This window comes from Chitinolyticbacter meiyuanensis (assembly GCF_008033135.1).
Taxonomy (GTDB): Bacteria; Pseudomonadota; Gammaproteobacteria; order Burkholderiales; family Chitinibacteraceae; genus Chitinolyticbacter; species Chitinolyticbacter meiyuanensis.
On sequence record NZ_CP041335.1, the window covers coordinates 1388242 to 1400982 of the forward strand.

At 64.6% G+C, this 12741-nt stretch carries 10 protein-coding genes; 2 read left to right on the top strand and 8 right to left on the bottom strand.

Going from position 1 to position 12741, the window contains the following annotated elements:
- The first annotated feature begins 19 nt into the window (after positions 1-19).
- Both FLM21_RS06615 and FLM21_RS06620 read left to right on the top strand, forming a co-directional pair.
- On the top strand, positions 20-1081 hold the full coding sequence (locus tag FLM21_RS06615; RefSeq protein ID WP_148714804.1) for a microcin C ABC transporter permease YejB: 1062 nt from the start codon (positions 20-22) through the stop codon (positions 1079-1081).
- Entirely contained in the window at positions 1078-2106 is a 1029-nt protein-coding gene (locus FLM21_RS06620) for an ABC transporter permease (protein WP_148714805.1), read from the top strand. Before FLM21_RS06615 ends, FLM21_RS06620 begins: the two co-directional genes overlap by 4 nt.
- Before the next feature lie 3 nt (positions 2107-2109).
- Here FLM21_RS06620 and FLM21_RS06625 read toward each other — a convergent pair whose 3' ends face one another.
- The 8 genes from FLM21_RS06625 to FLM21_RS06660 form a co-directional block, all read right to left on the bottom strand.
- A complete protein-coding gene (locus FLM21_RS06625) occupies positions 2110-2871 on the bottom strand; it encodes a substrate-binding periplasmic protein (RefSeq protein ID WP_148714806.1) in 762 nt (253 codons plus the stop codon).
- Positions 2872-2973: 102 nt separating this feature from the next.
- Complete coding sequence (locus FLM21_RS06630; RefSeq protein ID WP_148714807.1) at positions 2974-3300, bottom strand: hypothetical protein; 327 nt, start codon at positions 3298-3300, stop codon at positions 2974-2976.
- The gene (locus tag FLM21_RS06635) at positions 3293-3706 is read right to left on the bottom strand and encodes a hypothetical protein (RefSeq protein ID WP_148714808.1); all 414 of its coding nucleotides are present in this window, start codon (positions 3704-3706) and stop codon (positions 3293-3295) included. Before FLM21_RS06635 ends, FLM21_RS06630 begins: the two co-directional genes overlap by 8 nt.
- Positions 3707-3817: 111 nt before the next feature.
- Positions 3818-4408, bottom strand: a complete 591-nt coding sequence (locus FLM21_RS06640) for an LURP-one-related/scramblase family protein (RefSeq protein ID WP_148714809.1) — start codon at positions 4406-4408, stop codon at positions 3818-3820.
- A 5-nt stretch (positions 4409-4413) separates the two neighbouring features.
- Positions 4414-9672, bottom strand: coding sequence for a DNA repair ATPase (locus FLM21_RS06645; RefSeq protein WP_148714811.1), 5259 nt, complete (start codon positions 9670-9672; stop codon positions 4414-4416).
- Between the two features lie 44 nt (positions 9673-9716).
- Complete coding sequence (locus FLM21_RS06650; protein WP_148714812.1) at positions 9717-10265, bottom strand: TFIIB-type zinc ribbon-containing protein; 549 nt, start codon at positions 10263-10265, stop codon at positions 9717-9719.
- A gap of 9 nt (positions 10266-10274) precedes the next feature.
- Entirely contained in the window at positions 10275-10592 is a 318-nt protein-coding gene (locus tag FLM21_RS06655) for a hypothetical protein (RefSeq protein WP_148714814.1), read from the bottom strand.
- A gap of 55 nt (positions 10593-10647) precedes the next feature.
- A complete protein-coding gene (locus tag FLM21_RS06660) occupies positions 10648-12720 on the bottom strand; it encodes a flotillin family protein (protein ID WP_148714815.1) in 2073 nt (690 codons plus the stop codon).
- Positions 12721-12741: the final 21 nt, after the last annotated feature.

Below are 12741 nucleotides of genomic sequence, written 5' to 3' on the forward strand. Positions count from 1 at the left end.
GGCAAGGTAGGGACTGACCATGTTCCACTACATCCTCAAGCGCCTGGCGCTGATGATTCCCACGCTGTTCGGCGTGATGCTGATGTCGTTCGCCGTGGTGCAGTTCGTGCCCGGCGGGCCGGTAGAGCAACTGGTGTACGAGATGAAGGCCCACGGCGCAGGCGGCGGCGAAGCGTCGGGCGGTGGCCGTTCCAGCAGTCTCTACCAAGGCCAGCGTGGGCTGGACGAGGAGCAATTGGCTGAGATCCGCAAGATGTACGGCTTCGACAAACCGGCGATCGAGCGCTTCTGGGAGCTGGTCAAGCGCTGTGCCACCTTCGACCTGGGCGAAAGCTACTACCACCACGAAAGCGTATGGTCGCTGATGGTCTCTAAGCTGCCGGTGTCGGTCTCGCTCGGGTTGTGGACCTTCTTCCTCACTTATCTGATCTCGGTGCCGCTCGGCGTGGCCAAGGCAATGCGCAATGGCAGCCGCTTCGATTTCGTCACCACGGTGATGTTGATGGTGGGCTATGCGATTCCCGGCTTCGTCCTGGGCGTGGTGCTGCTGGTGCTGTTCGGCGGCGGCAGCTTCTGGCAGCTGTTTCCCTTGCGCGGCCTCACCTCAGACGACTGGGAGCAGCTCTCCTTCCTGGGCAAGGTCACCGACTACCTGTGGCACCTGGTGCTGCCCGTCACTGCCATGGTGCTGGGCAGCTTCGCCACGGTGGCCATGCTGACCAAGAACAGCATGCTGGAAGAGATCCGCAAGCAATACGTGCTCACCGCTCGGGCCAAGGGGCTGGGCGAGCGGCAGATCCTGTACCGGCACGTGTTCCGCAACGCAGTGATTCCCATCGTCACCGGCTTCCCGGCCGCCTTCATCGGCGCCTTCTTCACTGGCAGCCTGCTGATCGAGACGCTGTTCTCGCTCGATGGTCTGGGCCTGTTGTCGTACGAATCGGTGGTGCGGCGCGATTACCCGGTAGTACTCGGCTCGCTCTATCTGTTCGCGCTGCTGGGGCTGTTTACCCGGCTGGTGTCCGACCTGTGCTACGTGCTGGTCGATCCGCGCCTGCGCTTCGAGGGGGCTGGCCGATGAGCAGCAATCCGCAAGGGCCGTGGCGGCGTGCCTGGGCGCGCTTCAAGCGCCAGCGGCTGGGTTACTACAGCCTGATCGTGTTCCTGGTGATGCTGGTGCTGAGCGGCGTGGCCGAACTGATTTCCAGCGACAAGCCCATCGTGGTGCGCTATCAGGGTCAGCTTTACTTCCCGCTGATCCATGATTATCCGGAAACCACGTTCGGTGGTGATTTCCCGACCCCGGCCGATTACCACGACCCTTACGTGCTGACGCGCATTACACAGGGAGGCAACTGGGCGTTGTTCACGCCCAACCGCTATGGTCCGAACACGCTCAACTACTTTGCCAGCCAGCCCAATCCGGCGCCGCCCTCGCGTGAGAACTGGCTGGGTACCGACGAGAAAGGGCGCGATGTGCTGGCGCGGTTGATCTACGGCTTTAGAGTGTCGGCGCTGTTTGGCCTCGCGCTGACCTTCGTCGGCACGCTGCTCGGTATCTTCTTCGGCGCGCTGCAGGGCTATTTCGCCGGCAAGGTCGATCTCGTCGGCCAGCGCCTGATTGAGGTGTGGGGCGCGTTGCCCGAGCTGTACCTGTTGCTGATCATCGTGTCGATGTTCGAGCCCAGCGTGTGGATCCTGTTCGTAGTGCTGTCGGTGTTTGGCTGGATGGGCTTATCCGACTATGTGCGCGCCGAGTTCCTGCGCAATCGCAACCTGGAATACGTGACTGCTGCACGCGCGATGGGTCTGTCGGACTGGCAGATCATCCACCGCCATCTCTTGCCCAATTCGCTGACCTCGGTGATCGCCTTCCTGCCATTCCGCAAGTCGGCCGCCGTGCTGGCGCTGACCGCGTTCGATTTCCTCGGCCTTGGCGTGCCGCCATCGACAGCGTCGCTCGGAGAACTGCTGGCGCAGGGCAAGGCCAACCTCGATGCGTGGTGGATCTCGCTGTCGACCTTTGCCGTGCTGGTGACCTTGCTGATGCTGCTGGTCTTCATCGGCGAAGCCGCCCGCGCGGCGCTGGACCCGCGCGCCGATTGAACGCTACTGCAGCTGGTGGCGTGCCTTGAACGCCTGCTCCATCCGCTGCAGATCGCCACTGGCTTTCAACGCGGCCATGCCGGCATCGAAGCGGGTGCGTAGTCGTTCGGCTTCCGGATGTTTGAGCGAGAAGCCGAGAAAGAAGCGGGCACGGTTGACCTGGCCCACGCGCTTGATCTTGCCGCGAAAGGCCGGCTCCTGCCGGATCAGGAGCTGCGCTGGCGTGGCGTTGAGCAACGCGTAATCGACCCGGCCGCTCAGCAGCTTGCGCAACTGCGCCTCGTCGCTGGGCGAGTTGTCCTTGAGGATGCCGGCATCGTTCATGATCACCGATGGGTAGGTGTAGCCATTGGTCAGCGCCACGGTCTTGCCGACGAGATCGCTGCTGCCAAGGTTCTGCCCGCGGCTGTCTGCCCGCGCATAGATGGCGAGATCTTCCTCGATCAGCGGCGTGCGGGGCCAGAGGAAGCGGTCGCGGTTATAGCCGGTGATCTCGATGTTGAAGCAGGCCACGCTGGCGCCCTGTTCCACCTCGCGCAGGCAGCGGGCAAAGGGCACCACGTTGTAGTGCACGGTGATGCCTTGGCTGGCGAACGCTGCGCGCACGAGCTCGGTGGCGTAGCCCTGCGCCTGGTTGCGCGCGCCGCGCCAGGAAAAAGGCTTCCAGTCGTCCTCGGCATTGATGGTGATGGTTTCGGCACTGGCGAGCACACTGGTCAGCAACAGCGCGCCGCAGGCGATCCATCTCGTCAGGCCGTCCACCATCGTGCTCCCTCGCGTCGCCACCGGAGAGGTCCGGTACTGGTACAACCTTACAACATATGGCCACGAGGTCGAAACCGGACAGCCCGGCGGCGCGCCGGCCGTTTAGAGGAAGAACGGCACGAAAATCATCACCAGGCAGGCGATCCAGGCGTAGCCCAACCCGCGTGTGAAATGGCACCAGTAGCGGTGTCGCGCACTCGGCAGCTCGGCGATGTAGGCCGAGCGCAGCAGCGGTGGCATCACCGTGATCGCGCGAAATTCCTGGCCGATGTTGCTGTCCATGGCGCCGAGGATGTTGTCGACCAGTTGTGGGTAGTGGCGTTGGAACACGTCGTAAAGCCGCACGCATAGATATAGGTAAGCGATCGAACCCAGCAGTGTGCCGAGGATGCAATAGCCGACCACGTATTCGACTAGGAACTCACGCATGTGCTGCCTCCTCGGCGGCTGGCATCACGGTATCGCCGATGTGGCGCGCCATATAGAGATAAAGCGCGACATACCAAGCCATGCCGAACAGCGTGAACATCGCGTCGGAACCGCGCTCTGCAGCGGGATGGATGGCTGCGAGCAGCGCAAAAAGTACGACGATGGCCACGATGCCGATCACCAGCACCATGATGAAATGCAGCATGGCGACGAAACCGATGCTCAGGTACTTGGCGAGAAACTGGGTGCCTTGTTTGCCACCGTTGGCGTTGAAGCACCACCAGGTGCCCCAGATCGGAATGGCGATATTGGTGGCGCTGTTCAGGTAGCGCCAGAAACCGCTGGTGTCATCGGGGGAATAGCCGATCAGCTCGACCGCCGCAGCGTTGAGCGCGACGAATATCAACTAAATAGAGAAACTGCTGGTACTCGGAAAGACCATGTGTACGCAGGTGCTGCTTCAGCGGTTGGAGTCGCCAGAAATACATGGGGTGCCTCGTTGGGTCGGATGGCGTTGTCAGCCGCGTGCGCGTTCGAGCAACAGCAACATGGTCAGCGCCAGCGTGATGGCGCGTTCGGGCTCGTCGCCCAGTGGAACGTGGCGCTCCAGCACGTAGCGGCCTTCGAAGAAGGCGGCTTCCTTGCGCAGGCTCATCAGCACACGGCCGGTGTGGTCGCGCACGTCATACTGCGGATGCAGGAAGTACCCCGACAGCATCCCGACTACCGGAATCTCCTCGACGAGACCGTTGGCAAAGCGCACCCAAGGGTTGGCCTCGCTGACCTCCAGCGTGCCGAGCCCCGGCAGCTCGATCTCGTAGCTGGCGCGCCACAGCGAGCGCATGCCGCGCCGGCGCAGCTGCGCCAACCGGCTGCCCGCCTGATCGGAGACGCTATAGCTTGCCGAGAAATCGATGATGCGATCGGCATCGATGCGATAGAGCGGCCGGGTCTGTGCCTCGTCGGCAAACAGCGTGACCGATTCCTTGAACTTGAACAGCTTTTGCTTGGCATGAAACAGCAGCGTGCCATCGGCATCGCGGGCGGACAGCTGCTGGGCGATCGCGAGAATCTTGAACGAAAACTCGACGGGAAAGCGGGTGGGCATGGCTGTTACTCCGTGGTGTCGGCCTTGGCCGGCTTTCTGGTGGCGCGATTGAGCGTCGCATCCATGGTCTTGATCTGTTCGCCGATCAGTTTGACCTTGTCCCAGATGTCATGGTCGAGTCGGATCTTGTGCTGCATGGCGCTGATCACGGGGATCAAGGCGTTTTCATAGGCATGACCCAGCGCCTGCAGCACTGACAGCAGCTCCGGCTGTGGCGGCACGGTGATCTGCGGCTGGCTGTCGCGCAGCGCCTGCTCCAGCGCAACGAGCCCGTCGCGCCAAGTGCGGGCCAGCAGCTTGCTGCTGGTTTCGCCGGTGGCCAAGTGCTTTTCGATCTGGCCGATGGCGGCGGCGATCTGCTGGCCGCTGTCCTGGTTGGCGAGCCGCGCGCTGATGTCGCCGAGCGCGCTGACGATATGCGAGACCTGCTGCGCCAGCTTGGTGGCACCGTCGGCGTCCGAGCCGCCCATGCGCTTGTGGTGCAGGAAATCGCGCTTGATCTGCGCCCAGCGCTCGGCCTCTTGAGCGGTGAGGACGCCTTGCAGCTCGGCCAGCTTCAACAGGTTTTCCTCGGCGCCGTGGGTGAGTGTCTGTGCTTCGCCGAGGTAGTGATCGCGCACCATGGCGGCAAGCTCGGTCTCGTTCATGATGGCGGAGACCTTGATCGCCAGCTTGGCCATGTTGCGATAGCTGCCCTGCAGCTTGAATGGTGGCTCCACACGGTAGGCATCGGCTTGCGCCGCCGAGGCGATATAGGCGGCGTTCACCTTCATCAGCACTTCGCGCACGGCGAACAATTTTTGCAGCACCGCCACGATCTCGCCCGCTTCGGCCGCGCTGTAGCCGTGCTTGAAGTCGGTGAGCGGCACGGCGTCGCCGCTGGCCTGGCGCAGGAACAGCTGGATGTCGGCCGGATCGCGGTGTGACAGCGGCGCAAGCACCGGATTGGCGGTGAGGCTGTTCTCGATGTACGACAGCGCGAACAGTGCTTCCTTGCCGGAGAGCACATCGCCCAGGTTGTAGATGTCGGCGCGGTTGGCCAGCATGTCTGGGATACGGAAGGCTTCGCCAGTCTCGGTATACGGGTTGCCGGCCATCACCACGCAGAAGCGTTTGCCGCGCAGATCATAGCTCTTGGCTTCACCTTTCCAGATGCCCTCAATGCGACGGGTGCCGTCACACAGCGCGATGAAACGCTGCAGGAATTCGGGCGAGGTGTGCTGGATGTCGTCGACGTACAGCATCACGTTGTTGCCCATTGCCAGGCCAAAGTTCAGCCGCTCCAGCTCTTGGCGCGCCGCGCTGCTGTCGGCCTGGGCCGGATCGAGCGAGGTGACCTTATGGCCGAGTGCCGGGCCGTTCACGCGTACGAACACCAGACCCAGCCGGTTGGCCACGTACTCCATCAGCGTGGTCTTGCCGTAACCCGGTGGCGAAATCAGCAGCAAGAGGCCCATCAGGTCGCCACGCCGCGATTCGCCAGCGGTGCCGATCTGCTTGGCGAGATTGTCGCCGATCAGCGAGAGGTAGACCTCGTCGATCAGCCGGTTGCGCACGAAGCCTGAGAGCGGCTTGGCCTGATATTGCTCCAGCCGTAGCGTCCGGCGGGTGCTGTCGACGATGTCCTGACGCAGCGCCTGCAGCGTGGTGAAGGCGGGTACCACGGTGGCGTCGTAATCGGTCAGCCGCGCGCGGAATTCGTTGAGATCGAGCGCGAGCCCGCCATTGACGACGCGCGGATGCGCGCCGACGAGGCCGTCCACGGTGCCGGTCAGCGCCACGCTGAGCCGGTTGCGCGGCAGCTCCGTCAGCAGCAGCGCCGCGGCTTCCGGTGCGTAGCCCACGGGCAGGCCGTGGCTGCTCGCCAGCGCTTCGCACCAGTGCAGCGCCAGCGCCCAGCGCTCATGCAGGCTGCCGGTCTGCAGCCCGTCGCGCAGCACGCCGATCACGCCGCGCCGCTCCAGCTCGGTTTGCAGTGTGGACACCAAGTGCTGGGCATCGCCGCTGGCGAGCCATTCGGCGCTGCCACTGGTCAACTCGGCAATCAGGTAGTCGACCAACTGCTCGCGCGTTGCCGGCTCGAGCGTGAAGCCTTCACGCGCGCAGAACGCGTCGAGCTGGCCGGCAAGGTTGTCCACCAGTGCCTGCAACGCCTTGCCTTCACCGAACTCGGCACGGATGCGGTGCGCGTTGTCGGCACGGGTACGCCAGCCCGCCTTGTCGTTCTCCCAGATGCCATGCGCCCAGAACAGCGCGGCAAGGCCACGCGGTAGCGGGCCGAAACGCAGCAGCCCGGCTTCGCGATCCATCGGTAGCAAGGCGGCGAGCAGGGCGGCAGCGTCCACATCGTGTACGCCCTTCTGGTAGCCCTCGTGATAGCGGGTTGCAGCGAAGTCACGCACCAGCGGCGTGAGCCCGGTGTCCGACAATCGCGCCGCTTCCAGCGCGGCGGCATCGAGCTCGCCCGCATGCATGGCGGCGAGCATGCGCCAGGCCAGGTATTCGGCGCGGTAGACCAGGTCGTTCTCCGACACCAGCTGCTGCGGCCAATAGGGCCGGAGTGCCAGCAGGCGTTCGTCGGCGAGCGGTTCGAAGTAGTCGGTGCCGGTCAGGTGCAGCGCCAGCGCATCGTCGCGATGCACCAGCGTCAGATCGAACGGTTGGGTGGTAACGGCAAAGGTGTGGCGACCCAGGCGGATGCCGTCGGCGCTGAACAGCTCGCCCTTGTCGCGCTGAATGCGCACCGCGTTGTCGCGCAGCGAGGTGAGCCGGCCTTCCAGCGTATCGGCTTGCACCGTGTCGTTCAGTCGGCGCAGATCGCCGATCAGGCCGCGCAGCTTGTGCACCATCGGATCGGCGGCGAAGTAGCTGTGCAGCTCCTCGGGCGAGCTGAAGCGCGAAAGCCGCTTCTCGATGCTCTCGACGATGCGGCGGGCGGCGGCGGCCAGCGATTGGGCGCGTTGCTGGCGGGCATCGAGCAGCGTCTGCCGCCGGCTGGCGAAAGCGTCGTAGACGGCATCGCGCTTGGCGACGATGTCGGCGAGGAAGGTGTCCTGACCGCCGAAGCGGGTTTCCAGCTCTTCCAGCTGGGTCAACAGCTGCGTGAGCGCTTCGTCGCAGCGTTCCGGGCTGTCGGCCAGGTCGAGTGCGTTGGCTACGCTCTGGCCGAACAGCTTGAACTGCGCGCCAAATTCGGCACTGGCCTCGCGTACTGCGAGCTGGTCGCGCTGGGCCCGGGCGCGGGCGCGCACCTGGTTGAGTCGGGCATAGACCTCGCCGATATCATCGAGGATGCGGGTGCGCACGGTGGCATCGCCGCTGTCCAGTCCGGCCAACAGCTCGGTCAGCAGGTCGAGACCGCTGGCGGTGCCGTCGAGCGCGGTCAGTTGCGGCGTCAGCGCGGCCACGGTCGGGATGCCCGGCAGGGCCGTGGCGATCGCATCAAGCTCGCCGTGGTAGCCGGCGAAGGCCTGTGGCGCGCCGAGAAAGCGCACCGTCTCGTCGGACAGCCGCTTCTGTTCGGCGGCAAGGCCAGCGTCGATGGCCTGCAGCCGTGCCGCATCGATATAGCGCTGCTCGGAGAGGCCCAGCAGCTCGCCGCGCACGGCGCGCAAGCGGGCCAGTGCATCGACGAACTGCTGCGGCGCCTTCCAGATGGTGGCGGCGATGTCGGTGAGCAGCGCCTTGTTCTGCGCTTCCATCTTTGCCAGCGCGGTATCGGCAGCGTGGCGGATGGCGGTGACCTTGTCGAACTCGTCGAGCGTCAGCCGCGCGGTGTCGGCGATGGTCTTGAGCGCGCCGCCGAGCTGGCCGGCTTCGGCCTCGTCCAGCCAGAAGTAGCCATCCTGCAGCCGGGTGATGGCGCGGATCAGGTCCTCGTAGTGCAGCCGGCTCGGGCTCTGTTCGCGCGTGGCGCGGGCGATGGCATAGAGCTCGGACAGTCCACGCACCAGCTCCGGATTGCCGATACGGCCGAAGAAGCCGGGTGGTGGCGCCTTGGCGGCGTATTCGTCGCTGCAGAATGGTGTGGTCCACAGCTGCATCGCGTGATTGCGTGTCGCTTCCTCGCCTTCGGCGTTGAACAGCAGCACGCGGCCATCGTCGAAGCGGGCGTAGCCGTTGCTGAACAGCGGTGAGGACAGTGCCTTGTCGATCAGGTTGTAGGCCAGCAGCGCATAGCGGCCGGCCTCGGCATCGTGGAACACGTACAGCACATCCTCGCCATTGGGCGAGCGCAGCATGCGCTTGAACCGCAGGCCGGTGACATCCTCGGTGAAGGTCTTGTATTCGCCGCTCTGCAGGTAGCAGCCACCGGGAAAGACGATGCCGTGATCCTCGGGCAACTGCACGCAGGAATCGCCGATGCCATCGATGCGTGTCACCGCCTGGGTACGGGTGTTGAACACCAAGTAGCGATACGCCGTTTCGCGATAGGGCAGGATCTTGAGCAGGATCAGCGCGCCCAGTCGGGCGTAGCTGATCTCGGCGTCGGTCAGCGACTGGCTGGCATCGTCCACCGGCTCGCTGTAGATGCCACGGCCGACATCGGTGTTGTTCTCGACCTTGATCGTCAGGTCGCCGTTGATGGTTTCGACGAACAGCGCATCAAGGATGTTGATATGCGGATGCTTGCCGTTGACATGCTGCTCGCGGCCGGTGGCGATCCATTCGAAATCGTGCGACGGCGGCGGTGCGATATCCCGCTCGCCCCGGTTGTCGATGTATTGGGTGACGGCCCCATCGCGCCCAAGCTGCCAGCGGAACACCCGCAGGTCGCTGGCGCGGGCGCCGATCTGGAACGCGGCGAGCAGCTTGTCGCCAGTGACACGCAGCTGGCGCAGGCTGGCGTGCTTGTAATAGGCGTAGAGCTCGCGGAAGTCGGCAGCGAAGCGTGGGTCATCGAGAAAGGTGCCAGCCGTGGCGACGGCTTCCAGCTCGACCGCATCGTCATTGCCGGCAAGCCGGTACAGGCTGAACACATCGTCGACGCGCGTTTCCTGGCGCAGGCCGATATAGACGTTGTAACCGAACAGCAGCAGCTCTCCGACCCGCACGATGTCGCGCGCTACGCAATTGTTCTCGGTGCGGGCACGGGTGCGTGCCAGCAGGCGCAGGTCGGCCCGGCCGAAGGCGGCGAGCCGCGCCTCGTTCAGCGTGCCGGCTGCGCCCAGCAGTACCTCACCCTGCTGGGACAGGCGCTGCTTCAGCAACTCGTAGCCGCCGCTGGCGGCGATGTCCTGGTCGATTTCCGGAAAGGTGCTCATCAACGATGGCCTTGTAGACGGGGCAGGGTGGGCAGGTGGCTGGATCAGCCCAGCGTGGAATCGCTTGCCTGCAGGTAGGCCAGCAGCACAGCGCGCAGCGGGTGGCCGGCCAGCCAGGCGCGCACGCGCTGCGCCTCGGCGTAGTCGGCCTCACCCAGTCGGGCGCGCCAGGTGGCATCGAGCCGTTCGCGCGATTCGGTTTCACGTACCTCGCGCTGGCCGCGATCGCTGAGGATATGCAGCAGCGAGTGCGTCAAACCCTGGGCGCGCAGCGCCGGCCATTCCTCGCCATCGAGCCAGACCTTGCGGCAGGCGCTGCAGCGATCGAGCCTGAACTTGAGGTGCCCGGCAACACGGTACTTCTGCAGCAGCTGTGCGCAGTCTGGGCAGCGCAGCGCGCGCGGCGAGGTCTCCTCCAGCAGCTCGGCAGTGGCCGCCAGCGCCTCGGTAGCCTGCTGCGGCGCTTGTGCCACCCAGCGGCGATAGTCGTCGAGCGCGAGCCAGGTGCCTTGGCAGGTGGGGCATTGCTCGGCCATCAGGCCGGGCTCCAGCGATTCACGGCGGGTTTCGGTGTTGCAGCTGAGGCAATACATGGGTATGTCCTACCAGTAGACGAAGAAGTAGAGCAACAAGGCAGTGGCATTGCCGAGCATGGTGTAGCGCAGCAGGCGTACTCGCCGAAACAGGCGCCGCTCCAGTTCCGGAATCCGGCTCCAATCGGGATTGCTATCGGCGAACTCGTTGACGAGGCTCATGCTTTTGGCGATACCGCAGGCGGGATCAAAGTCAGCAGGCGGTGCCTTGTCATCTGCACTGAGCAGGTCCGGGCAACGGTGCAGGATCACCCGGTAAGCGCGGTTGCACTGATCCGAGTACAGGGCGAACAGCAGGAACAGGAGCGTGAACAGGGCAAGACCCACGGCGCTTCTCCGGTGATACCTGAGGCGGGGCACGCCATGGGCGGCCCCGCGTTGCTTATTTGCGACCCAGCGAGCCGAGCAGCTTGCCGAGTGCCTCCTGTGTTTCCGCGTTGCCATCCTTCATCACCCGATGCAGCAGTGCGGCGGCGGACAGGTTCTGCAGCTCGTCGGCGGACTGGCCGAGGCCGCCGAGCAATTTGCCGGCGTCGTCGATCAGGTTGCGCTCGCCGGCGCGATGCGGTGCGGTGGCGAGCTGCAGCGTTTCGCTCTTGCCGATGGCGCCGTCGATGGCCTTGCCGATGCCCAGCGCATTGACGAAGCGCTGGAAGTAGTCGCCCTCGCCGCCGACGATGTCGATACGCGCGTTGCCCAGCGCCTTGCCCAGCACCTCGGCCTGTTCCCGGGCAATGCTGGTGTTGGCGTCGATGGCCTTGAGCGTCTGCACATGGGCGTTGTCGAGGCGCATGCGGAATTCCTCGTGGGCACGGGTGTCCTCGCTCATTGCCTTCATTGCTTCGAACTTCGAATGCAAGCCCTTGGCTTCGGCGGCGAACTTGGCTTCGATCGCGTGCGCGTCGGCCGTCTTGACCGTGACGTCGGCGAGGCCCAGCTTCTCGCGGCCCGACGCTTCGGCTTCCAGCTTGAGGCGCAGCGCCTCGGCCTCCGCTTCGCCCATGCGGCTGACCGCGTCGGCGTCGGCCATCTTCACCTTGGCGGCGATCATGCCGTCCTTCTCCTTGGCATCGGCCGTTACCAGCATCACCTTGGCGTCCGCCAGGCCCGGGGCGGCGGACAATGCCTCGACGCCCTCAGCTTCACGCTTCTTGGCCTCGGCCTCCTTCTCGGCGACCTTGAGCTTGGCGTCGGCCAGCGTGGTTTCCTCGACGGCCTTGTGCTTGGCGCGGCGCTCCTCGGCTTCGGCGGCCTTCACTTCCAGCACCAGCTTTTCCTCGGCCTTGGCTTCGGCCGCAATCACCGTGGCCTTGCGGGTGCGATCGGCCTCGGCGACCACGCGCAGCTCCTTGATCGCCTCTTCCTGCTCGGCCACCGTGCGTTCCACCACGATGCGCTCACGGATCACGTCGGCGATGGCCTTCTTCTCGATCTCGATCGCCTTGTCGGCCTCGATGCCCTGCAGTGCCACTTCGCGCTCGCGGTCGACCACTTCCAGGTCGCGGGCACGGGTGACCTTTTCCTCTTCGATGGCGACGGCGCGCTTGCGGTTGTTCTCCGCCACTTCCTTCTCGCGCTGCATGTTCTCCTGCTGCACGGCGATCAGCTGCTCGGCCTGGATGCGCGCAACCTCGGCCTTGGCGTGTTCCTCGGCGGAGACGCGGTCGGCCTCGGCCTGCTCGCGGGCCCGTACGCTGGCAATCTCGCGCTGCTGGCGCGCCTCGGCGTCGGCCTGCTGGCGCTGCAGCTCGAGGATGGTCTCGGCGGTTTCGACATCCTTCTTCTTGATCTGCATTTCCTCGTTGCGCTGCAGTTCATTGGTGGTGACGTGCTGCACCGCGGTGAGCTCAGTGATCTTGCGGATGCCCTGCGCGTCAAGGATGTTGTTGCGGTCGAGCTTGTCCATCGGTGTCTGCTCGAGGTAATCGATGGCCGCGTCTTCCAGCACGTAGCCGGAGAGGTTGTCACCGATCTGGCGGATGATCTCGTCGCGGAACTTGTCGCGCGCCATGTAGAGATCCTCGAAATCCATCGCCTTGCCGACGGTCTTCAGCGCCTCGGCGAACTTGGCGGCGAACAGCTCTTCCAGCGTGTCCTGGCTGGAGGCACGCTCACAACCGACGGTCTGCGCCACGCGCAGCACATCCTCGGCTGTCTTGTTCACGTGGACGAAGAAGGTCACTTCGATGTCGGCGCGGATGTTGTCACGACAGATCAGGCCGGCGTTGCCCGAGCGCTTGATGACGATGGTCTTGAGCGAGATGTCCATCAGCTCCATCTTGTGGATCACCGGGTAGACCATGCGACCGGTGAAGGTGACTTCCGGCTCGCTGCGCAGCGTGTTCACGATCATGCCGCGGCCCTGTTCGACCTTGTGATAGAACTTCACGAACAACAGGAATGCGCTGAAGACGAAGAAGGCGATGATGGCAATCGCCGTGATGATGGCGGTCATGGTTGCTCCCTGATGAGAAGG

What these genes read in the sequence shown, in the direction of transcription:
- FLM21_RS06615 (WP_148714804.1), top strand. Translation starts at nt 20, where the DNA reads ATGTTCCACTACATCCTCAAGCGCCTGGCGCTGATGATTCCCACGCTG.
- FLM21_RS06620 (WP_148714805.1), top strand. Translation starts at nt 1,078, where the DNA reads ATGAGCAGCAATCCGCAAGGGCCGTGGCGGCGTGCCTGGGCGCGCTTC.
- FLM21_RS06625 (WP_148714806.1), bottom strand. Translation starts at nt 2,871, where the DNA reads ATGGTGGACGGCCTGACGAGATGGATCGCCTGCGGCGCGCTGTTGCTG.
- FLM21_RS06630 (WP_148714807.1), bottom strand. Translation starts at nt 3,300, where the DNA reads ATGCGTGAGTTCCTAGTCGAATACGTGGTCGGCTATTGCATCCTCGGC.
- FLM21_RS06640 (WP_148714809.1), bottom strand. Translation starts at nt 4,408, where the DNA reads ATGCCCACCCGCTTTCCCGTCGAGTTTTCGTTCAAGATTCTCGCGATC.
- FLM21_RS06645 (WP_148714811.1), bottom strand. Translation starts at nt 9,672, where the DNA reads ATGAGCACCTTTCCGGAAATCGACCAGGACATCGCCGCCAGCGGCGGC.
- FLM21_RS06650 (WP_148714812.1), bottom strand. Translation starts at nt 10,265, where the DNA reads ATGTATTGCCTCAGCTGCAACACCGAAACCCGCCGTGAATCGCTGGAG.
- FLM21_RS06660 (WP_148714815.1), bottom strand. Translation starts at nt 12,720, where the DNA reads ATGACCGCCATCATCACGGCGATTGCCATCATCGCCTTCTTCGTCTTC.